The organism is Sulfurimonas marina (assembly GCF_014905095.1).
In the GTDB taxonomy this organism is placed as follows: domain Bacteria; phylum Campylobacterota; class Campylobacteria; order Campylobacterales; family Sulfurimonadaceae; genus Sulfurimonas; species Sulfurimonas marina.
The window spans coordinates 988,615-1,010,203 of sequence record NZ_CP041165.1 but is presented as its reverse complement, the minus strand read 5'-3'; the positions used below and the strand labels follow the sequence as shown (position 1 = coordinate 1,010,203).

The following is a 21,589-nucleotide window of genomic DNA, read 5'->3' as shown; positions in this document are numbered from 1 at the left end:
ATGGTTCCAAAAAAGAACTTTTTCGCTCTATAAACTCTTTTTGTATAAAGAAAGTATAACCCTAGAAGCAACAGTGTTATTACTATCCCTATAGGCTCAAAAAAGAAGCTAATAAACTTTTTTACCAACAATCCAAAACTCATCTGTTTACAACCCCGTTAATATAGCCGACAACCTCTTCATCCCATAACAACTCTTTGTGAGAAAGGTTTTCATACTCTTTGTAAAAAGTGAGATTTTTGACACTTTTAGATAAGTTGCGTCCATTTTCTATATATGTAATATCGTCATCCTGACTTAAAAAGATGTAGGTATCACTCTCAATATTTTGCACAAACTCTATTGTAGGAAATTTATACTTTATAAACATCTCCGGAATTGAGCAGTTAAATTTTATCTTTGCAATTAGAGGAATAGAATCAAAAGCTCCGACTAAAAACACCCCTTTTACTTTCATTTTCGAAGCAATATAAGCACAGAGTGATGAGCCGATGGAGAATCCCAAAAGGTAAAAATCTCCATAGTTTTTTTGTACTATTTTTGCAATATGCAAAGCATCTTCAAGCATATTTTTCTCAGTAACGCTTCCTTTGTTTCTACCGTAAGAACGGTAATTAAAAGTGATAATTCTGCTTTTTGGATAAGTGGCCTGAAGCTTTTGAATAAGTGCTACACTGTCATGACTTCTCCCTGCAAAAAAGAGAAGTGTTTCTTTAAACTCTTTAGGTTCATAAACTACACCCTCTAAAGAGATACCGTCATCTGTTACAATCTCTAAAGGCTCACACTGCTCACATAAACGTCTCTCTTTTATATATGTAGGGGAGAATATCAGAAAATATTGCCACTGATACAATACAAAAAAGAGGATAAAAAGTGTAAAGAGGATAAATGCTATATAAATCATAATCTTATTTTAGTATAATTCGCTAAACAATACGACGATCAAGGAATTATAATGCAAATATTTGGAAAATACAAAACAAACTTCGATATGGACTATCTTGTAGAGCATTATATTTATTTTAATGAAGAGGATGAATCTATCACTACGGCAGACCTTGAAAATATGTTAAAGAAAAAAAGAAAGACAGTTGCAGGGACTATCTTTTTATATCACCCTGAGACATCACCTAAAGGGTTTAAACCTAGCAAGTTTTTACAAGAGGATGGTTTTGAGCAATATGACGAGTTTGTAGAATTAAATGACAATCCTATGAGTCATATTTTAAATGCGGGACTGAAACATCCATATAAAGGGAAACTGGTAGAGATTAAATACCTTTTTAACTATAACAGAGAAAATGCCCCTGCTTTTGTATTTGACGAGTTTGAAAAAGATCTTGAAAAACTAAAATCTATGCAGCTTACTCGCCACGACAAAGAATTAAACTACATTGATATCCCAAATATCCGTCTAAGCGGCAAGTTTGTCTATTTTGGCATCGGCCATAAATATGAGAGAGATCACACAGCTATCAATTATTATGCAAGAGATTTAACTGAACATATTAAAAAACTAGACAAACAAATAGTTTTCATCTATGACAGAAATCACGATATAGATGAGGCGATGGATATCGCTTACTTTATCTCTCCGCTTATGGGTGGAAAAAACAGAGAACTTGTTGCAAACGCTTTTAAAGAGATATTTGCAGATGGTACACCAAAAATGGTGAGACTTCCTTAATCTTTTCTCTCACCCTTTGCCCATCTGAAAAAAAATCTCGCAGGATTTAACGAAGATGGAATACTCTCCCCCTCTAAAATATTTTTTACTAGTGTTTGTGCTAGATAAGGGGCTAGTACATATCCGTACCCTGCACTCCCGTTAATCATATAAAGATTTTCATATGCAACTGCTTTAGAGAGATCAGGCTTTTTTTGATAGAACTCTTTTTTACCTAAAGTGTTTAGAGACTGCTGGACATCTACAACTTCTCCCACGATCGGAAGATAGTCAAAACTCCCGCTGCGAAGCCCCACGTAATCTTTGATCACCTCTACATCCTGAAGCTCTAAAGTTCTGGAAGCTTTTTCAAGCAGTTCTGCTCTTCCCTCTTCAAAGTTATAAGGCTCTTTACTTCTTTGGGGATGGTAATGTACATTGTGTGTCGCACCGATAGACAACACGCCGTTATTTGCCGCTGATATAGAGACAAACTGATGGATAGAAGTCTCGTTTTTTGTAGAGGTTTTTATATCTATGCGATGCCCCCAGATACCTCGAAGCATCTGATACGGCTGTGTAAAAAAGTTATGTTCATAGGCACCGGTTGCTATCACCACCTTTTTAGCTTTAAATCTACCGTTTAAATTCCATACACCCTCTTGCAACTCTAAAGAGCTAATCTCCTCTTGATGTAATTCTATCCCTTCTATTAATGCTTCACACATACTTTGTGCGTCAACAAGAGCACTTTTTGAGGTATATATATACTCATTATCAGGTATAAATGGGGGATTATCTAGAATTTCTATATCAGTATGTTCTTTAAAATATTTGAGAATTTGGGCATCTTTTTCATCTTTGGCAATATGTAAAAGATTATGATGGTTTATATGCTGAGAGAAGTTTTTTGTGTAGAAATCAAGTGCAACATCAAGCGAAGAGTTTATTAGTTCTTTTAACTCCCCACCTTTTGCGAATTTCGGTGATAAAAATGCACCGGCAGCTCCACTGCCACCCGATGCAATACCACCTTGATCAAAAACAACAACGTTTTGACCCGCTTTATGAAGATAGTATGCAGTTGTACAGCCATTGATGCCTGCACCAATAACTGCAACATCATACATTAGATACTTACTTCTTTAATATCCGCTATTTTGAAAATAGCTTTGTAGATCGCACTTACAAGCGCTTTACGATTATTTTTAACCGCTTCATCTTCCGCATTTACCATAACAGAGTCAAAGAAGTTATCAAGCTCAGGTTTTAATCCAAGTAATGCATCAAGTTCATACTCGTAGTTTTCGTAAGTTTTTACACTTACTTCATTGAAACGAGACAATAGTTTTCTTTCGCTATCGTCTTCAAATAAAGCTTCATTGATCGCAAACTCTCCAGACATATCAACATCTTTAGTAATATTTGCAACCCTTTTAAAAGTTGAACTTACCTCTGAGAATCCATCAGAGTTTACAAGGTTATTTAGTGCATCGATTTTCTGACCAAGGGCAAGAAGTTCTCTTTCACCAGAAGCAAGTACAGCTTCGATGATTGAAGGGTTTACTTTGTAGTAACGTTTGATACGCTCTAAGATAAAACCTTCAAGTTTTTCAAAGTCAATCTTGTTTTCATAAATCGCAGCTAACTCTTTTATATCTGTATCTATATTGAAGTTAAATCCAAATTCATTTACGATTCTAGCGATTCCGTTTACCGCACGGCGAAGTGCGAACGGGTCACGTGTTCCTGTTGGGATCTGACCTATACTAAAGAGTGCTAAAAGAGTATCCAGTTTTAAGCTCAGTGCTACAACTGCACTTAGTGGAGTAGATGGAAGCTCACTCTCCTCACCGGCTGGGAGATACTGCTCTTTGATCGCAACTGCTACTGCATCAGAGTATCCACCTTTTTGTGCGTAGTAGTATCCCATAATCCCTTGAAGCTCAGTGAATTCATATACCATTTCACTCATAAGGTCTGCTTTTGCAAGTTCAACTGCAGTCGTTAAGTCCTCTTTTGAAGCATCCAGGGCAAACTTGTCAAATAAAACAGAAGCGATTTTTGCCTCTCTTTGGATCTTATCAGCTACGCTTCCAAGACCTTTAAAGAAAGTAATCTTTTCAAGTCCTGCAGTGCTCAGACCGTTTTTAAGGTCATTTTCCCAGAAGAACATACCATCAGCTAAACGCGGGCGAAGTACTCTTTCATTCCCTGCAATCACTTCACTAAAGTCATTTGTGTATGCATTTGCAACAACTACAAACTTGTTTGTTAATTTCCCATCTTTAAATACAGGGAAATATCTTTGGTGCTCTTTCATAGACGTGATGATAACTTCAGGAGGAAGTGCCAAGAACTCCTCATCAAATGAACCTAAAAGTGCAGTTGGATGTTCATTAATGGCAACAACTTCATCAAATAATTCTTCATCAATCTCAACTGTAATACCGTTATCAGATTCTAGTGTTTTGATGTCGTTTAGGATCTTTTTCGCACGCTCTTCCTGGAAAAGAAGTACACCGTTTGTCTCTAATTTGTTAAAGTAATCTTTTGCACCATCAATAGCCATAGCATCAAAGTTGGCGATACGATGAACAAAAGTTGTTTTAGAAGATTTTACTCCGTAAAGTTCTAGATCCACAAGCTCATCATCTAACAGTACATTTACCCAACGGATAGGACGGATAAAACTTTCATCTAATGATCCCCATCTCATAGATTTTCCGAAATCAAGTGATTTGATCCAAGTGTCTATAATTTCAGGAAGTAGTTCAGTAGATGCTTTTCCTTTTACATCTTTTTTATAGTAAAGTACCTCTTTACCACCTTTATCAGCTGTACTTAACTCTTCTAAAGATACACCACATTTTTTTGCAAAACCGTTAGCTGCAGGAGTCGGTTCTCCATCTTTGTATGCAACTGCAAGAGGTGCACCGAAGAACTCTTCAACAGAATCATCTTGAGATGTTTTAAATTCTCTATGCCAAAGCACTAAACGACGAGGTGTATAGTAAAATTCAAACTCACATAAAAGATTGTTTTTCTCTAAAATATCAGCATATTTTTTCTCTATATTTTTTAGTTCTTTTAACAGTGGAACAGCCGGTAGCTCTTCAACACCTATCTCAATTAGTAAAGTTTTTAACATAATCCATACTCTTTTATTAAATTGACGCGATTTTACACTCTTATTGGTTAAACTCTTGTTAATTAATAACAAGGGGGTTAAATATATGATACAATTAACTCACATTAGATTCAAAAATAGAAGAGTTAAATAATTTATATGAGATATACACAAAAAAAGCTTCTTGTTGTCGATGACGAAAGTACTAACCTACACTTTTTAGATGCGATACTTGGAAGTGACTATGATGTTCACTTAGCGAGTAATGCTTCTGATGCGATAGAGTCTGCTCAATCTTTCCAACCTGATTTAATATTGTTAGATATTCAGATGCCTGATAAAAACGGCTTTGAAGTTGCAGAATATTTACATAAAGAACTGCAACTTGAAATCCCAATTATGTTTGTTACCGGTTCTAAAGAGGCAGAGTCGGTAAAAAAAGCTCTAGAGCTAGGCGCATGTGACTATATTGTGAAACCATTTGAACCAAACATCATACAAAAGAAGGTAAAAAACACCTTACAAAAGACCTCTCAATATGGATTAAAAAAGGTATATACAAGCGGTGTAAAACTGATGGATGCTTTTTTTGCACAAGGAGTTTCAGGTATAAAAAAAGAGAAGTTATATGAATGGGCAGAAGATCTTGTATCTACTATAGAACAGTCAAATATCTCTATAGGAAAACTTATTAACCTGTTTCAAGACACATATACGGTAGCTTCACACAATGTAAATGTTTGTGTACTCTCAGTTCTTTTAGGACGTCAGCTTAGAATGCAGCATTCTCAGTTGATTGAGATTGCCCTTGCAGCTGTTTTACACGATATAGGCAAACTCAATATTGCCAAAGAGATTTTAGATAAACCTTCAGGGTTACAACAAAATGAGATTGATGAGATGCAATCGCATCCTATAAAAAGTGTAGAACTTGCCAAAGAGTTGGGGATTAAAAAAAGAGAGATTATACAAGGTATTGAATTTCATCATGAAAAATTAGACGGTACAGGTTATCCAAACTATCTTATAGGCTCACAAATTCCTACTTATGCACAGATCTTATGTGTATGTGACATTTTTGATGCATTAACAACAAAGAGAACTTTTAGAGAAAATTATTCAAGTTTTGATGCATTAATGTTAATGAAAAAAACGATGTCTACACAGATCAATGAAAATTTTGTAAACAAACTTATTACTTTATTACGATAAGTTATATTTTTTGCTAAGATAATCACATGGGTTTAAACATAGATAAAAAAAAGTTATTAGAGCTTAAAGAACTGACAAAAGGTGTAAAGCTTTTATACGTGGAAGACAACGAACGTTTAAGAGAAAAAGCAACCCATTTTTTAGAACAGTTCTTCGATGATATCTATACTGCCAGCAATGGGAAAGAGGGCTTAGAAGTTTTTCGTACTATTCATACACCTATTGTCATAACAGATCTTGAAATGCCTCATATGGACGGTTTTAAGATGACTGGTAAAATTCATAAAATAGCACCTCAGACAAAGGTTATTGTTACAGCTCCAAATGAAGATTCTGACACTTTACATAAAGCTTTAGATATTGGAGTTTATCGTTTTTTAAAAAAACCGCTTGTTACCGATAAACTACTAGAAGCACTTTTAGATGCCCTGCATGAGGTCAAACTTTTAACAGAACAAAAGCTCTTTGACTTCTATGTAGAAACTATTTTCAACTCGCAACATAATCTCCTTATGCTTTATAAAGAAGACGAACCTATCATAGTTAATGAGACTTTTTTAAATTTTTTCCAGGTTGATGATATAGAGAGTTTCAATATAGAGTTTCATTCTATAGGAGATACTTTTCTTGAGCACAAGAACTTTCTTTACAATACTGAAGATCGTAACTGGTACGAAGAGGCTCTTGAGAACCTAAATAAACTTTATCATGTCAAGTTAATAAATCATGAACATGAATTTCACCATTTTGTTTTTAGAATGACAAAGATCGAGAACCAAGACAACTACTATCTTGTATCTTTAGACGACATTACAGATCTCAACTTGCTAAAACTGTTTGATGAAAAACAATCACAACTTGATGAAGAAGAAACAAACCAATCAACATTCATCAATCTATTGCAATCTATACAAAGAAATCACACTGAAATAAAACTGTTTAATCTTTATAAGGGTCTGACAGTAACAAATAAAGGAATTATTGTTCAAGCAGATGAGAACAGAGTTGCTCTTCAAACCACTTACCTGCAACAAAGATGTGCTCATCATGAGGGTAAATTGATACTTTCGCACTCCCTTTTTCCTGCAGACATTCTTTGTCAGTCAATAAACAGTGTTAATTATGAAGAGCAAAGTATAAGTGTTGCTGATTTCAAATTTTTAACAGCATCCCCTACACAACGCAGTTCAATCCGTCTTACTCCTGAAGATGATCATAAAGTTTCACTTTTTTATGAAGGGCATAAGTTTGGAGACTATGTCAAAATACTCAATCTCTCGGTAGATGCAGTGCGTCTTTCACTTCTTTCACTTCCGGCAGGATTTCAAACAGATGAAAAAGTTATTGTTGACATGGTTTTTTCTTCTGCTGGGAAACAACCGTTAATCATTAACTGTGAAGGTAAAATATTATACATTACAGAGGAAAAACATGAATTTCATGTAGTAATAAAACTTGCACCAAAGCCCAATACACAAAAAAATCTAATTAACTATTTATCAAAGCGTCAAATGGCGTTAATCAGAGAATTTAAAGGATTACAATATGGTAAGTAATTGTGGTTCTTCTTCTACTTTGTAATTTGTATCATTCCAGACATATTTTTAATATGTTCTACCCCAGAAACCGCATATCCAAGTTCATACAAACCGTTGGCAGTTCCAAAGTCTTTATAGAACATAACTACATTACCCCACGGGGCATAATAAGCTAGTGTACCTGTTTTTGCATCAGCTGCAGGTGTTTTACTAGTTGTTAATTTTTTGGGAGGATAAAATATTTTTTCATTGTTACTGTAGTTTTCAACTTCAATATCCAAAGGCAATTGAGCATACAGTTCTTTTGCTGCCTCAGAGTTATTAAGTTGGAATACAGTAGTTTGCCCATTTGAATTAACACTGATCTGCATTATCTTCCCTTTTAAACTATTAGTATTTTTATCACCATACACAGCTGTTACAACGATAAAAAGAACTATCGATATTATACTTAATCTCATTAAGTTTTATTTCCTCTGCTTTTTAAAACATCACTTAAAACTTTATCTGCTATTTTTGCTTCTTTTTGACCAATTTTTATATTTAAAACCTTTACAAATGCATACATCTGCGAAAGAGTAAAACCACTATTTATTGCAGCACCAAAATGAAACTGAAGCTGTCCCTGGGTTCCACTCATTGCTGCTAATGCCGCAATGGTAACAAGTTCACGCTCTTGATGATTTAGTACATCTCTTGCAAAGATATCTGCAAACAGATGCTCTTTAAGATATACATCCATAACGGGAGTAAAAAGTTGATACCCCTGCGCAGGTGGTTCTTTATCCCAACCTGCCAATTCCCGTCTTACTTTGGCACCATATGCATCTTTATCCATATCTTTTGGCAATGGTGTTGCTTCTTTTCCAATATTGTCTTTAATCCCCTGCGCTTCACGCTCTTTAATTACATCTATAAATGCATTAATGCCGTTGAGACTTCGCGGAAATCCACAGTAAGCATAAAGCTGAATAAGTATCTCCTTGATCTCATTCACACTCAAATCTGATTCAAGTCCAGCATTCAATTCCGATTTTAGTTTTACAATATCACCGTTTGCCGTAAATGCTGAGATCGAGATAATAGCCTGCTGTCTTACATTTAATATATCCATACCCTGATCTGTTTGTTCCGCAAAACTACATGTAGCACTAAAAAGAGAAAACAAAAAAGTAAATATCTTAAGTCTCATCTCAACTCCTTATTTTCCTGAATATTGTTCATCATTAACAGGCTCAAGCCATTCAACATTCTTACCATCCTTATCACTACCTGTAATAACAAGATGTGTCATAGCAATATCTTTTGACGCTCCGTGCCAATGCTTTACTCCAACTGGACACCATACGACATCACCGACTTTAATGGTACGTCTTTCTCCCTTCCATGTCTGAGTATACCCCACACCCGATGTGACAATCATGTGTTGACCGGCCGGATGAGTATGCCAGTTTGTTCTTGCACCAGGCTCGAATGTTACATAAGCTCCTGAATGTGTATGTGCGTCAGTTGCAGGATAGAGGAAATCGATACGTACTTCTCCGCCGCTAAAATATTTTTTAAAATCTGATTTATTAACAACAAGAGACGCTCTTGTTTCAATTCCAGATATACGTTGTCCCTTTTGTATGGAGTCCTCTTTCGCTTGAGTAGAAGTTACCATCACAGAACTGCTCACTATTAATAGTGCTAAAACATTTTTTACAAGCATCATCATTTATCCTTTGTTATGAGGTTACTGTAATGTTCATCAGAAACAGGCTCAGGAGACTCCTTCCAATTATCAGTGAGGGGAGCTTTAACTGAGGATACTTTAACAGTTGTATTGTTCAATTGTACTACAATATTTCTATATAGTAAAATATATGAAAACAATGTGTCAACAATTTGATAAATATCCTTTTTTTTAGTTACAATATAAATAATTTATCAAACATTTTTAATTTAAAAAATTGTTTGTATATTGCAATTTTATTTTTAAGAAGAAACATTAATGGAAAATGAAACAATACTTTATGATGACGGTGTACATAAGTGCATTATGTTTAGTTTTGATGATGAGGAACAAGAAGAAAGTTACCTTGCCGTTAACCAGTTTTTGATCATTCAAAACAACAGCGGTATTTTAATCGATCCGGGAAGCCAGTCAGCTTTTAATGAGATGTATGATGCAGTAGAACGCCATTTAGGTGTAGATAAACTAAAATATATTTTTTATTCTCATCAAGATCCTGACGTAGCCGGCTCTATTGCAGAATGGAGTGTAGCATCTACTGCAAAAATCATTATTTCAGGTCTTTGGAGTAGATTTATGAGTCATTACGGGCTGATGGATCTAGAACGTATTATGCCTTTACCCGATCCGGGGGCAAAAATAAGTTTTGGTGACAACTATTTACAGTTTGTACCGGCACACTTTCTCCACTCACCTGGAAACTTTACTCTGTATGACAGTCGCTCAAAAATTCTCTTTAGTGGAGATATAGGTGCAGCCGTAATGCCTGTGCATGACATCTATAAAGAGGTTCATAACTTTGACAAACACCTGACACTACTTGAAGCATTTCATAAACGCTATATGGCGGGAAATCACTTCACAAAAAAATGGGTCCACAATGTACGAAAATATGATGTAGATATGATCGCTCCTCAACACGGTGCTATTTTTAAAGGGGAGGATGTCGAGAAGTTTCTAACATGGTTTGAAGGGTTGCAATGTGGCGGTGACATAATGTAACTTGAGGATTGCGATCTTCTTGTATCTCTTTATCACATCTAATATTTTAAATACTTATATTAAACGCTTGTTGTTCAAACTTATGTACAATGTGACAAAAAAGGTTAAATAGATGAAAAAGATCGCACTTGCTTTACTCCTTGGGGCTTCACTTTATGCTGCAACGCCGCATACTGCAAAAGTACTCGAAAATATGAACAGCGGCGGCTATACATACATGAAAGTCGATGACGGAAAGAACACTTACTGGATCGCAATGACACAAAGAGATGTAAAAAAAGGCGATAACATCTCTTTTACTGAACAAGGATGGATGAAGAACTTCCATTCAAAAACACTCAACCGCACTTTTGACAATATCTTGTTTGCAGGAGATGCCTCTACTTCTGGACATACACAAGAAACAATTCAATTTAAGCCCGATATCTTAACTTCTCAATACAAAATGAAAAATACCCTCACAGTAGCTGAAATGTTTAAAAATCGTGAAAAATATGTAGCGAAAAATATAACTGTCAGAGGAAAAGTCACTAAAGTTTCATCAGGAATTATGGGAAAAAACTGGGTACATATCCAAGATGGAAGTAGATTTAAAAATATGGACGATCTTGTTTTTACAACTGCACAAAATACACCTAAGCCCGGAGATGTTGTTTATGCATCAGGAAAATTAGCAAAAGACAAAGATTTTGGATATGGTTACTTTTATCCTGTTATAATAGAGGAAAGTAACTTTAGAAAATAAAAAAAGACTTAAATAAGACAAATATACTCTTATTTATGTTTTGCTAAAAGTTTTTATGGTTACAATACTACAATTAAATTAAAAAAAAGGATAGAAAATGCCAAAAATTAACAAATATGTTGATATTGACACAGTAGAAAGAGAAGCGAAAAAAGACCTTATTGATCGTCACTCTCCATTCATCACAGTAGAAGGTGAAGCAAAAAAAGGTGAGATGCTTGCAGTAAATGTAAAAATGGGTCAAGAATATACTCACCCAGATGATTTTGATCACTTCATCGAGTCTATCACTCTTTTCAATGGTGAAACTAAATTAGCTTCTGCTTCTTTCGTACCTGGTACTTTAGGAAATGAAAAATCTCACGCTGAAGTAACTTTTAATATCCGTCCAATGGGTAAAAAACTAAACCTTGTAGCTCACGGTTACTGTACTAAACACGGTATCTGGGAATCAACTCCAGTTGAAGTTGAAGTAGCTGAATAATCTATAAACACCTATATACAATACTTTCAGAGGCTTTTTAAGCTTCTGAAAATATATTGTTTTGTAACTTATTGGTACACAAACAAAATATTTATAAGTTCAATTTCTTCTAAAATTTTATAGAACTCTTTCGATCATAAAGCCATTTTTTCGGTATAACGCTTCAAGATCACAAAACTTCTGTTGTATTCTTTATTTTGTCTGTTCGTTTTAAAAAAGGTAAGAGAGCCTGAGGTTTATCCCCAATGAAGGTTTTATTATATAGCTGTTAAGTTCGTTGGCATCTTTTGAGAAGATCGTAAACTCACGTCTTAAAGAGTACAGCAGGTCTGTTTCAAGATTGATATGATTACTTAACTCATAAGCAAATCCAAAATTATTTAGATAATCTTTTGCCTCTACAAAACCACTTGGTGTAATGTAGCTTTCATCGCTCAAGCGGATCACAGACTGGGAATAGATAAATCCTGCACGGATTAAAAGATCTTCATTTATATGGTAACCAACATATGAACGAGGAAATCCAAGGATTACCTTAAAACCATCACTTGCTCTGGCACGGTAACTGTAACTGAGTGCAGGAAGTGCTATAGTGGTTGTTGGATGGTAATTCCCAAATGCCCCAACTGTAATGGCATGCTCCTTATCAAGCTTATATGTTCCAAAGCTGAAAAACCCGATCGCATAAGAATCCTTTGTCTCTTTTTCAAAAGTAGACTTTAGAGATAACGATGTAAGCCAAAACCATTTTTCACTTATGAAATAAGGGATATTGGCATTAAGTTTGATACTATGCATCTGTGTTAAAGGCTCATGCACTCCATCCCCAAAAGGAAGTTTATCGATCCCGTGCCATTTAAATGTCCAGTTCGTATAGCTTAGTCCTGCTATCATATTGTTGATGCGAATTGTGTTTTTACTCACCTTTGCACCACCGCTAAATCCATCTACTACAGCATCACTTAAGTAACTTGATTCGTAAGACACCTTTGGTTGAATCATCTTCTCAAGTCCGGCTTTTTTTCCCTCAGCTTGTGCTAATGCCGTACAAGATAATACACCTGCTAAATAAAGATACTTTTTCATCATCGATTACTTTGAATGTTTTGTCCAGAGCAATTTTTCTGTACCATATCCAAACTCCGGAAGTTTGGTAACAATTTTTTCTTTTAACGATTCATCCATCGCAGGTGTTCGAGAAAGTACCCACAGATACTCTCGAGACTCCTCTCCAATAAGGGCATATTCATAATTATCTCCAAGCATCAAAATCCAATAATCACCGTAAAATGGGCGGAAAAAACTCACTTTAAGTTTTGCATTTGTCTTATCAACAGCATATGCTACACCCTTTGCTCTTGAAAGGCCGTCTGGTTTCATACACTGGTTTAGCACCTCAATATCTCCATCCTTTTTGAGTGTATATGTTGCATTGACATCACTGCACCCTTTTTCAAAAAAATGTTCATAACGCGCTATCTCATACCATGTTCCACTATATCTTTTTATATCAACCTGCTCCACAGTTTTTAGCGATGGATAGTGGCTTGTACAAGCAGTGAAAAACAGAACAACTAAAATAATTACATAATTCATGTTTTCTCCTTTTCAATAGCATAATTTTATACCTATCTAAAGAGTGTTGGTAGTATTTCTATGTCAATTTATAAAGTTTTTAGTCGCTTAATTAACATACGACCCTATTTCTTCCCAGCTCTTTTGCCTGATAAAGTTTTTGATCTGCTTCTTTTATAGTTTTTAATATATCTCTCTCAAGGTCATGAATGGCACAACCAAAACTACATGTAACTTTCTCAACATAGTCAAATTTATAGTTTTCAATTGTACTGCGGAGATACTCTGCAATTTTTTCTAAAGTCTCTTCACCCTTTATAGGACATATTATAATAAACTCTTCACCACCCCAGCGGATCACTTTATCGTTTGTTCTTGTATATCTTTGTACTATCTGTACCAGTGTTTTTAAAACATAGTCACCGACATCGTGTCCGTAGGTATCATTAACATCTTTAAACTTATCGATATCAAACATAATAATACCTGTGCTCATATTATTGTGTATATGATGATTTAAAATATTTTCGATATTCTGATTAAAATACATTCTGTTGTATGCACTTGTAAGTGTATCAACAGATGCTTGTTGTGCAAGTTCAAACTTTTCACTCATCGTATCACTGATATCTGTAAAGTTGACAATATACTCATCACCTTCATACTTATTAATAGCAACATTAAATGCATGTATTTGCCCTTCACTGTTTTTCATGGCAACAACTCTTTGTCTGCCGCTAAGATGCAATAAACTCTCTATCCAATGCTCTTCACCCTTTTGTACTTTTTCTAAATGGAAGAATTTATCCTCTTTGATAAATCTTTCACAGATACATTTATTGGTTTTCAAAAACTCTTCAATATTTTTACAATCAAAGAAATCTAAAAAAGTATTGTTGGCAAATTTCAAGTTTTTACCATCTGTTAAAATTACAATAGAGCTCTGCGTATCTACAAACCTTTGTAATTTTCTTCTTATCTCCAACTGATGCTGTTTCTCTTTTGTTACATCTCTGGCAGATGCATAGATATATTTTTCACCGTTTATCTCTATCCCTTTAGCATTTATACTTACAATAAAAGTTGAACCATCTTTACGTTTATGTATCGTTTCAAAGGACTGAGGTTCATTCATCAGTTTATGAATAAACGTTTTAATCTCCTCTTCAGGAATTTTAACATCCCAGTCACTTACATTTAAATTTTTTGCTTCCTCTTTTGTATAGCCTAACATTTTTAAAAATGATTCACTATAGTCATATAACTTTCCGTCATGATCAATTAGGTGAATCCCGTCACTTGAAAGCTCAAGCAAGCTTTTATACCTTTCTTGCTCCACTTTTAAAGATTCTATAAACTTATGGCGTTGTGTCATATCGGTATGAAACCCCAACATTCTGTACGGCTTACCATTCTCATCAAATAGAGCTTTACCTCTGTCTAGAATCCACAACCAGTGTCCATCTTTATGCTGTACCCTGTGTTCATTTTCATATACCGGCGTTTCGCCGTTTAGATGTGCATCAAGATCTTCGAGCGCTTTTTCCAAATCATCCGGATGTACCCTTTTTTCCCATTCATTTACATCGTTTGTGATCTCATCATCTGTATACCCAAGCATACTTTTCCAACGTTTTGAGAAAAACACTTCATCGGTTTTCATGTTCCAATCCCATATACCGTCATTTGTAGCTTTGATCGTCAACTGAAATCTGTCTTTTTCAGTTTGTAAAAGTTCATAGTTTGTATGCAGCTCTTCTCGTGACTTTTTGATCAATCTAATCATAGTGTTTATTCTGTCAATAATATAACGGATCTCAAAAGAGCCTTCACTCTCTACTTCACCTACAGGGATACCATCCTGATCGTAGTTACTTATAACATCAACAATTCGTGTTAAATGGTTGACGATAAAGTATTTAATTGAGATAAAAAGGATGAGAGTCAAAAATAAAGAGGTTAATACAGCTAAAAATATATTTTGCTCAATAATCTTTTCAATCTCTTTTTTTATAACTTCATTCGATATAAAAAAAGTGACCTCTCCCAGTTTTTTACCTTTTATATTTTTAAGTTCTATCGTTTCTTTATAATAGGGATGATTAAGTAAAGCAAGCTGCTTAGGATCGTTAAAATCTATCTCAGCAGTTAAGTTATTCTCTTTTATATAACCTACTCTATAGCTTTTGTCACTTAAAATCCTTTGCATATTGTAATCATCAATAATAATTGCTGCAATATTTTGCTTGTTGACCAAATCGATAATAATTTTTTGGTATTCATTCGGGGAATATGCATCCATAAACCTTGTGATACTTCCAGATACCGATTCTATGTCTCTGGTAAGCTCACTTTTCATTTGACTATCAACTTCTTTTTTTGTTTGTACATAAAGGTATAAAGAATAAAACCCGAAAAAGAGAGAAACTGTCACAATAATGATGAGACTCAGGTGTACATGTAATGAGTTTAACTTTAACCTATCTAGCATCTAAATTCAATCCTAAAACATTTCTCTTGATCAGCGGTAACTTTTCATCGATATTCTCTTTAGAGATAGCGAGTACCGGCAGCTCTATACTCTTTTTAACAACTTTCCCTTTAAGGTGTCGGTCTAATAATGCTGTCGCTTTTTCACCCATTAAGAACGGTTGCTGCATAGCGGAACCTGTCACTATACCTTGAGGGATTAACTCTAAAAAAATCGGTTCGGCATCAAAAGTAACAAGTAATATTTCTCCACTTTTTCTTGCATCTTTAATAGCATCTAATGCCCCTTGATACTTGTCTGAACCCTGCAGCCAAACAGCTCTTAAATTCGGATCAGATTCAATCATCTCCATCGTATAATCATACGTCTCTTTATAAGAAAAATCTACCTGCTGTTTTAGACTACTACTTTTGATGTTGTTTTCATGAAGTCCTTGTAAAAAGCCTGCCGTTCTGGCTTTTCCGTTGGAGCGTTTTTGAGGGATTGCTACAATGCCTACGGTTCCTTTTTCCCAGCCTAACATTTTCATATGTTTTGCCAAAACTTTTGCGATAGCATAAGCACCTTGATAATTATTGGATGATACATATGATACATACTCACCTTTATCGGTTCCAATATCAGATATAACGACAGGAATGTTTGCACGTTGTGCCAGCTTTAAAATCGTAACACAGGATGATGAGTTTATAGGTGAAACGATAATACCGTCAACTTTATTCCTAATTGCTTTGACGGTATTTTTCAACTCTTTTTCTAAACTGTTGTCTGCATTGTAAACTTGGAGATCGTAGTGCAATGTTTTTGCCTCAGAGACTATCCCTTTTCTCATAATATCCCAAAAAGGGATTTTTAAATCAGATACCAAATAGGCTATCTTTTTAGTTTGAGGTTCATTGGCATTTAATGCACTGACTATCACAAGAATGATTAAATATCTAACAATATGCATTAAAGACTCCTGTTTTCTGCTTATATCTACCTATTATCCTAAGTATTTGTTTAAAAAGCGATTAAAGGGAGTGTCTTAAATTTTTCTCTTCTTTGAGGAGTTGTGTTAAGATCTCTATAACATGTTTACTTGCCTCTTCAGCTTGATTGAAATATGTCATAACATTTTGTGATTCTTGTGTACATGTCCCTTTTTCTACACACTCAACAGCTTTTTTAATACTCTCATGTACCTCTTTATGCGGTGCGGCCATTTTTGTATAGCTTGGACATTTACTAAATTTTTCATATCCGATACCGTTGTCGTACCATTTTCCAAGTCTACACTCTTTCTCACTTGCAAATTCTGTATGTACCTCTTGTCTAAATACCGTTTTATAGCCGTTTGCTTTAAACAGAAGATGATCAAGCTTACTAAGAATTGTAAAGATAGCGTATGTTACATCTGTCGTTTCTTGTTCTATAACTGATGCATTTTCTCTTAAATGTACCATTTTTTGCTGGAAAAGATTCATCTGGTCGTTTGACTGGTGAGATAATGTCTCCATTGCACGAGAGTGTTCATGTACCTCTTGAGTATTCTGTTTTAATCCTTGAACAGTAATCTCCACCTCTGCAGTCGCCTTTTGTGTACGCTCAGCCAGTTTTCTTACTTCATCGGCTACAACGGCGAAACCACGTCCGTGTTCCCCTGCACGAGCAGCTTCAATAGCAGCATTAAGTGCTAAAAGATTTGTTTGGTCCGAAATATCTTTAATTAGGTTGATAACATCTGAAATACTCTCTACACTATTGTTAAGTGTCTCTACTTGTGTATATGTATGTGTTATATGTTCTAGTAAAGTATGTAAAATATCAACAAGCTTATCTATTTCAACAGAACACTCTGTTGTAAAATCTGAACTTTCCTGATTTTTTACCGTAATATCTTCGAGTGCAGCTACATTATCTGTCAAGTCATTTTGCAGATAATGAAGATCTCTGTTACACCCTTCAGTCAAGTTACCTGTTAATGACTTTATTAATTCGTTCATTACTCTGTCTGTATTGGTAGCATTCGCTTTATATTTTAACTCTTCTATCTGAGTTTCCGACTTTTTCAAGGCCAATTCCAGCTCTTGTATACGTTTATCTTTTTTGGCCAACTCTAATTCCAGCTCTTTACTATTCCCAAATAACATCTGTCCATATTCTCCGTAAAAATTTTCACTTGAATGGTATCACATTTTTATTGTATTTTTATTAAAATTAATTATTATTCACAATTACACACTTTTGTTTTTATGATACAATTTCTAAAGTTCATTCTATTTTTAAAAAATCACAATAGTTTCATTTGTTAAAATGATATTATCTATTTGACAATATAATAATAGACTTTTTTAAAGGTTGTATATTAATGAGCATAGAGAAAAAAATTTTAAAAAATATTGCCGAAATAGTTACCCAGGATAAAAAAAATATTTTTTATCTCTTATACTATTCTGCTATTGAAGCTATTTTGGTTTTATCAATTCCTCTTGCATCCGTATTTATCATCAACAGCGTATTAGCACATAGTTCTATTTCCGTATTTATCCTCGGTTTGATCGTAATTGTAATTTTTATACTTACAACGATGTTACAAATCATGAAAGAGTACATCATTGAGAAGTTTCAACAAAAAATCTTTGTCAGCAGCGGTATAAAGATATCTACAATGGCTACTGCTTTGCAAAAAGCGGCACTGGAGACAAAACACTCTATGGATAAACTGATGAACTACTTTTTTGACATCACTTCAATCCAAAAAGTTTTCCCGGTTTTACTCCTTGACGGGACAGGTCTTATTATCAAGGTAATTGTAAGCTTATTACTCCTTCTTGCTTTTAATCCCTACCTTTTTAGTGCAGGACTCTTTTTCTTTGTTCTGTTTTTTGTACTGATTATTCTGCTTGGACGAAATGGTATCAACTACGCTATTGCACGTTCAGATGCTAAACACTCTACGATCTATTATCTCCAACATATCCCATACAAAGAGGGAACTCCAAAAGAGGTTTTAGAGGAGTTTGACGGCTATCTTAATGAATTTGTAGATTCAAGAATCAATATGTTTAGAGTAATTATAAGACAACTTTCACTCACGTTTATTATGGAGGGGATCGTCTTTAGTAGTTTCTTGATTCTCGGTGGTTATCTTGTAATCAACGGACTTCTACCTCTTGGTGAATTTGTAGCGGCTGAGATTATTGTCGTGTCAATTACAAATGCCCTCAAGGGATTTGTAAAACAGATAGACTATATTTATGACATTGTTGAGGGTCTTTACAAAGTAGACAAATTATCTTTATCGTTAAGTGAGCAGCAAAATGGATAAGTATCAGTTTAACGTTCTAGATAAAGTTGAACTAAGCCCCGTTGTTAAAAAGATATGGATATTTAGTTTTACTATAGCACTGATCCTTTTTTCTATGCTCTTTTTACCTTGGCAGCAAACAGTAAAAGGGAAAGGGAGCATAATTGCCCTAGACCCAACACAAAGGGATTACTCGATCTTAGCACCGGTTGACGGTTTTGTAGAGAAGTTTTATGTTGAAGAGAATCAGTTTGTAAAAAAAGGTGAAAGCCTTTTTAAGATGGTGGATCTCGATACAAACTATCTACATAAACTTGAACAGATAGAACAAAACTTAGAACATCAGATAGAAAATACAAAGCTTGAGATCAAAAACCTTGAGAAGCAACACCACCAAACACAGAACTATCTTAACCATGGTTTGGAGGTTTATGAGGAGAAGATCAAACAGGTTCAAAACAAGATAAAAAGCTTGGAATTTAAAAAAGTATCTCTGGAAAAAAACCATGAGATCGAAAAAGTAAACTATGAGAGAATTAAAACTCTTTATGAGGACGGCATAGAATCTAAACGTACTTTTGAAAAGGTTGAAAACATCTATATCAAAGCAGATGCAGAGTTCAAAAAAATCGATCTCGATATTGAGATTGAGAAAAAAAATATGGGTATATTAGAAAAAGAGAAAGCAAAATTTCTTAGTCAGACAACGAATAAGCTCCATACAATTGAGAGCACGACGTTAACGGTAAAAAGTAAACTAAAAAATCTCAACCAACAACTCAGTACACAATCGATTGCCATAGAGCGTTATAAAAATGCAGAGGTGATTGCACAAAAAGACGGCTATGTTGTAAGGGTATTTAAGAACGATAAGAACAGATATCTTAAAAAAGGGGAAGAGATTCTACACTTCTCTCCAAGTGTGACAGAAAAAGCACTCCGTTTAAAAGTATCTGACTTTAATATGCCTTTGATCAAGGAGGGGTTACCTGTGAGAATTATGTTCTACGGTTGGCCTGCACTACAGATCAGTGGATGGCCGAAGATACAGTTTGGTTCATTTAGCGGAATCGTCAAAAAAGTTGAACATATCTCTCATGAACAGGGATACTACTACGCATATGTAGTTGAAGATCCAAAAGAGCCTTGGCCAAAAGGTGATGAGCTGCGCATCGGGACACAGGCAAGTGCATGGGTGAGACTCTCTACAGTGCCTATTTGGTATCAGTTATGGCGTTTAATGAATGCCTTGCCGCCGCAGATGGTACATCCAGATAGAGAGAAGTACTAATGAGAGGCTTACTACTCTTTTTAGTTGCTATCTCTCTTTTAGATGCAAAAGAGATCTTTAGATCTACCACTATTACACAATATCTTAATGAAACAAACCCTTTTGTCTACCCGCTCTTAAATCAGGAGTATGTGGCAAAAGAGAGAGTGAACTATCACCAAAGTGCATTCGATACGACACTAAATGCAAAGTACGATCATAAAGAATACCCAGCAAGTACCGGAGAATATTATGACATTGCGGTAAAAAAACCGATCGAAAACGGAATGGAGTTTATAGCTACATACAGAAAAGCGGAAGGGACTCAGGAATATAACAATATAAAAACGAGTGATGAGGGTGAAGTTTTAGTGGGTGTAAAACTCCCTGTTAATGCCCTGCTCCAAGGTACCAATACAAAAAAGATGAACTTAGATCTGGCACTGCTTGAGAGTACAAAGACAAAGTATAATTCCAACAATAATCTACGCCTGCTTTATCTCAAAGTTTTAAACAACTACCATCGTGTACTTTACAACAAACTTCTTGTTAAGTATGAAAAAGAGCTTTTACAAAAAGCACAAAAGCGCAAAAGTTTTATAGAGCAGAAGATAGATTCCGGCTTGTTTCCAAAGATAGCCCTGATTGAAGCAGAGCAACAACTTATAAACAGAAAACAGAGGTATCTGGCAATTGTTGCAGAGTATGAAAACAGTTTTGAAAATTTTGTAAAATATCTCAATATCTCAAAAGAAAAATTTTTGCAAAAATACGATTTTGTAGATGTTTTACAGACACCCCTTAAGAGCATGTTGCTTAGTGATGCGATCAGTGAAGCTAAACAAAACAGACCCGATCTAAAAATGTTGGAGTATGAAAAAGAGAAACTGTTGTTAGAAAAAAAGAATGCTAACCTATTACAGTATCCGGAAGTTAATGTCGCTTTATACGGTGTTCATGATTTTAAATATGAAAACGGTTTTAAACTCTCCTTTGATCTTGCTTTTCCTATCGAGCGAAACAGATACAAGGCGCAAATTGGCACTATTGGAAAGTCGTTAACAAACATAGAAAAGATTCAAGAGCAAAAAGAGCGTGAGATTGAAACCTCTTTAACAAATATCATCAACTCTTTAAATCTACTCAAACAAAATATAGATAATGCACAAACGGAACTTACACTCGTCACGCAACTTGAAAATGCCGAAAATAAAAAATATCTCCTAGGGAGCAGTAACCTTTTTGTTCTCAATCAAAGGGAGATACAGACTCTTGAGATAAAGAAAAAAGTTTTACAATATAAACTCAATTATCTTCTCCTTAAAGAGGAGTTAAATGCACAAGTGGGAAAATTTGCTACACTAAACCCCACTCTGTGATAAATCTCCCAAAACGTTTCCACAGAATATAACATTTAGAAAAACACTGAGTATAATAAATAGTATATAA

The 21,589-nt window shown here is 34.8% G+C and carries 20 protein-coding genes and 1 pseudogene; 9 read left to right on the top strand and 12 right to left on the bottom strand.

What is annotated here, in order from left to right; all coding sequences use genetic code 11:
- Positions 1-139: 139 nt before the first annotated feature.
- On the bottom strand, positions 140-907 hold the full coding sequence (locus FJR03_RS05210) for an alpha/beta hydrolase family protein (protein WP_193114588.1): 768 nt from the start codon (positions 905-907) through the stop codon (positions 140-142).
- 51 nt (positions 908-958) lie between these two features.
- On the opposite strand from FJR03_RS05210, the gene FJR03_RS05205 reads away from it, so the two are divergent.
- Positions 959-1,690 (top strand): hypothetical protein, encoded by a 732-nt coding sequence (locus FJR03_RS05205; protein ID WP_193114587.1) that lies wholly within the window; start codon positions 959-961, stop codon positions 1,688-1,690.
- Here the strand turns inward: FJR03_RS05205 and FJR03_RS05200 are convergent.
- Both FJR03_RS05200 and glyS read right to left on the bottom strand, forming a co-directional pair.
- Positions 1,687-2,799, bottom strand: coding sequence for an NAD(P)/FAD-dependent oxidoreductase (locus tag FJR03_RS05200; RefSeq protein ID WP_193114586.1), 1,113 nt, complete (start codon positions 2,797-2,799; stop codon positions 1,687-1,689). The two genes, FJR03_RS05205 and FJR03_RS05200, sit on opposite strands and share 4 nt — an antisense overlap.
- The gene (gene glyS / locus FJR03_RS05195) at positions 2,799-4,820 is read right to left on the bottom strand and encodes a glycine--tRNA ligase subunit beta (protein WP_193114585.1); all 2,022 of its coding nucleotides are present in this window, start codon (positions 4,818-4,820) and stop codon (positions 2,799-2,801) included. Before glyS ends, FJR03_RS05200 begins: the two co-directional genes overlap by 1 nt.
- Positions 4,821-4,958: 138 nt before the next feature.
- Here glyS and FJR03_RS05190 point away from each other — a divergent pair, with 138 nt between their 5' ends.
- Complete coding sequence (locus FJR03_RS05190; RefSeq protein WP_193114584.1) at positions 4,959-6,011, top strand: response regulator; 1,053 nt, start codon at positions 4,959-4,961, stop codon at positions 6,009-6,011.
- Between the two features lie 26 nt (positions 6,012-6,037).
- Positions 6,038-7,567 (top strand): response regulator transcription factor, encoded by a 1,530-nt coding sequence (locus FJR03_RS05185; protein ID WP_193114583.1) that lies wholly within the window; start codon positions 6,038-6,040, stop codon positions 7,565-7,567.
- Between the two features lie 14 nt (positions 7,568-7,581).
- Here the strand turns inward: FJR03_RS05185 and FJR03_RS05180 are convergent, their stop codons facing one another.
- Genes FJR03_RS05180 through FJR03_RS05170 form a run of 3 tightly spaced genes read right to left on the bottom strand, consistent with a single transcriptional unit; the run spans position 7,582 to position 9,227 of the window.
- A complete protein-coding gene (locus tag FJR03_RS05180; RefSeq protein ID WP_193114582.1) occupies positions 7,582-8,010 on the bottom strand; it encodes a cyclophilin-like fold protein in 429 nt (142 codons plus the stop codon).
- A complete protein-coding gene (locus FJR03_RS05175; protein ID WP_193114581.1) occupies positions 8,010-8,741 on the bottom strand; it encodes a carboxymuconolactone decarboxylase family protein in 732 nt (243 codons plus the stop codon). The genes FJR03_RS05180 and FJR03_RS05175 overlap by 1 nt, the downstream gene beginning before the upstream one ends.
- Before the next feature lie 9 nt (positions 8,742-8,750).
- The gene (locus FJR03_RS05170) at positions 8,751-9,227 is read right to left on the bottom strand and encodes a (R)-mandelonitrile lyase (RefSeq protein WP_226962185.1); all 477 of its coding nucleotides are present in this window, start codon (positions 9,225-9,227) and stop codon (positions 8,751-8,753) included.
- Between the two features lie 315 nt (positions 9,228-9,542).
- On the opposite strand from FJR03_RS05170, the gene FJR03_RS05165 reads away from it, so the two are divergent.
- The 3 genes from FJR03_RS05165 to FJR03_RS05155 all read left to right on the top strand — a co-directional run bounded on the left by FJR03_RS05165 (position 9,543) and on the right by FJR03_RS05155 (position 11,515).
- The gene (locus tag FJR03_RS05165; RefSeq protein ID WP_193114580.1) at positions 9,543-10,286 is read left to right on the top strand and encodes an oxygen-binding di-iron domain-containing protein; all 744 of its coding nucleotides are present in this window, start codon (positions 9,543-9,545) and stop codon (positions 10,284-10,286) included.
- 112 nt (positions 10,287-10,398) lie between these two features.
- Positions 10,399-11,031 (top strand): GW dipeptide domain-containing protein, encoded by a 633-nt coding sequence (locus tag FJR03_RS05160; RefSeq protein ID WP_193114579.1) that lies wholly within the window; start codon positions 10,399-10,401, stop codon positions 11,029-11,031.
- Between the two features lie 97 nt (positions 11,032-11,128).
- Positions 11,129-11,515, top strand: a complete 387-nt coding sequence (locus tag FJR03_RS05155; protein WP_193114578.1) for a class II SORL domain-containing protein — start codon at positions 11,129-11,131, stop codon at positions 11,513-11,515.
- 210 nt (positions 11,516-11,725) lie between these two features.
- On the opposite strand, the gene FJR03_RS05150 is transcribed toward FJR03_RS05155, so the two are convergent.
- The 6 genes and pseudogenes from FJR03_RS05150 to FJR03_RS11740 form a co-directional block, all read right to left on the bottom strand.
- Positions 11,726-12,601 carry a hypothetical protein gene (locus FJR03_RS05150; protein WP_193114577.1) on the bottom strand — a complete coding sequence of 292 codons (876 nt, stop codon included), beginning with the start codon at positions 12,599-12,601 and terminating at the stop codon, positions 11,726-11,728.
- Positions 12,602-12,607: 6 nt separating this feature from the next.
- A complete protein-coding gene (locus FJR03_RS05145; RefSeq protein WP_193114576.1) occupies positions 12,608-13,111 on the bottom strand; it encodes a lipocalin family protein in 504 nt (167 codons plus the stop codon).
- Positions 13,112-13,202: 91 nt separating this feature from the next.
- Positions 13,203-15,581, bottom strand: a complete 2,379-nt coding sequence (locus FJR03_RS05140; protein WP_193114575.1) for a sensor domain-containing diguanylate cyclase — start codon at positions 15,579-15,581, stop codon at positions 13,203-13,205.
- Complete coding sequence (locus FJR03_RS05135; RefSeq protein WP_193114574.1) at positions 15,571-16,533, bottom strand: substrate-binding domain-containing protein; 963 nt, start codon at positions 16,531-16,533, stop codon at positions 15,571-15,573. Before FJR03_RS05135 ends, FJR03_RS05140 begins: the two co-directional genes overlap by 11 nt.
- A 61-nt stretch (positions 16,534-16,594) precedes the next feature.
- Positions 16,595-17,026: a CZB domain-containing protein gene (locus FJR03_RS11625; protein WP_430739133.1), complete on the bottom strand. Its 432-nt coding sequence runs from the start codon at positions 17,024-17,026 to the stop codon at positions 16,595-16,597.
- Positions 17,027-17,566 (bottom strand): annotated as a pseudogene (locus tag FJR03_RS11740) (methyl-accepting chemotaxis protein); the annotation flags it as partial.
- A 365-nt stretch (positions 17,567-17,931) separates the two neighbouring features.
- Between FJR03_RS11740 and FJR03_RS05125 the strand changes: the two are divergent.
- From FJR03_RS05125 to FJR03_RS05115, 3 genes are read left to right on the top strand one after another with little or no spacing between them, the layout of a single operon-like run.
- Complete coding sequence (locus tag FJR03_RS05125; protein ID WP_193114572.1) at positions 17,932-18,891, top strand: ATP-binding cassette domain-containing protein; 960 nt, start codon at positions 17,932-17,934, stop codon at positions 18,889-18,891.
- On the top strand, positions 18,884-20,161 hold the full coding sequence (locus FJR03_RS05120; protein ID WP_193114571.1) for an HlyD family secretion protein: 1,278 nt from the start codon (positions 18,884-18,886) through the stop codon (positions 20,159-20,161). The genes FJR03_RS05125 and FJR03_RS05120 overlap by 8 nt, the downstream gene beginning before the upstream one ends.
- On the top strand, positions 20,161-21,519 hold the full coding sequence (locus FJR03_RS05115; RefSeq protein WP_193114570.1) for a TolC family protein: 1,359 nt from the start codon (positions 20,161-20,163) through the stop codon (positions 21,517-21,519). The genes FJR03_RS05120 and FJR03_RS05115 overlap by 1 nt, the downstream gene beginning before the upstream one ends.
- Positions 21,520-21,589: the final 70 nt, after the last annotated feature.